1 protein-coding gene is annotated in these 1,104 nt (G+C 70.9%); it reads left to right on the top strand.

The window, feature by feature from the left end:
* Positions 1 to 789: transposase (locus tag AB0G56_RS42195; RefSeq protein ID WP_360981683.1), on the top strand; the 789-nt coding region annotated here is incomplete at its 5' end.
* Between the last annotated feature and the right edge of the window lie 315 nt (positions 790 to 1,104).

Below are 1,104 nucleotides of genomic sequence, written 5' to 3'. Positions count from 1 at the left end.
CTGCGCGACCGGGTCCGCGTGGTCGCGGGCCGGGATGCGGAGCCGACGGCCGGCATCATCGATGCCCAGTCGGTGAAGGCAGCTGCGTCGGTACCTGCCGCGACCAGGGGATTCGACGGCGGGAAGAAGGTCAACGGCCGCAAGCGGCACATCACGGTGGACACCCTCGGACTGCTGCTGGCCGTGATGGTGACGGCGGCCTCGGTCACCGACCGGGACGCGGGTCAGACACTCCTGGCCCGGCTGCACGAACGCCACTGGCGCGTCACGCGGGTATGGGCCGACGGAGGCTGCACCGGACGCCTGGTCGACGTTGCCCGGGCCGCTTGGCGGATCTCGCTGACCGTGGTCAGACGCAGCGACGACGCCAGCGGCTTCACCGTGCTGCCGAAGAGATGGCTGGTGGAGCGCACATTCGCGTGGCTGATGCACTCACGCCGACTGGCCCGCGACTACGAGAAACGCACCGACACCTCGGAAGCGGTGATCCGGTGGTCGATGAGCATGGCCATGAGCCGCCGCCTCGCCCGACGGGCACGTGGAACAGCCCCGGACGTTCCTCCGCCAGCCAGCCAGCCAGCCAGCCCCGCGCGGCCAGGCGCTTGGCTTTCGACCGCACTCCCTCCACCTTGGCCGGGACCGGCTCGAGCCCATCGCGGCTGCGAGTCGACGGCAGTCCATCGCCTCCCCGTGCGTCCCGTTCCCACCGGCCAGGACGTCCATGATCCGCTGGTAGTCCGGCGCGGGAACCGTCGGGGTGAGTCCTTCCCGCCAGTGGGGCACGGCTGAACCGGGCACCGCCGTCGTGACCTGCACCGGCCGTTCCTCGGCCACCACGCCTGGCGGAACGGGCTCGCCACCGCGCGGCTCCGCCAGAACTTCGCCCACCGTCTCACGGGCGATCGCGAACCGTTCCCACACGACCTCGGCCTCCCGAAGCTCAGCCTGGAGGGCCTCCACTCGCTGCCGAGCGGCGCGTTCACGCTCCTCCGGCAACGCCATCACCGACGGCATCCCGACACCTCCACCGGAGAGACGACACGACACCCCGTCCCTGCCACCGGAACACCGCACCTACACCTGACCAGCGGAAACGAACCCGTC

The organism is Streptomyces sp. NPDC021356 (assembly GCF_040641015.1).
Taxonomy (GTDB): domain Bacteria; phylum Actinomycetota; class Actinomycetes; order Streptomycetales; family Streptomycetaceae; genus Streptomyces.
The sequence above is the reverse complement of the archived record's forward strand: the minus strand, read 5'-3'. Positions and strand labels throughout refer to the sequence as shown.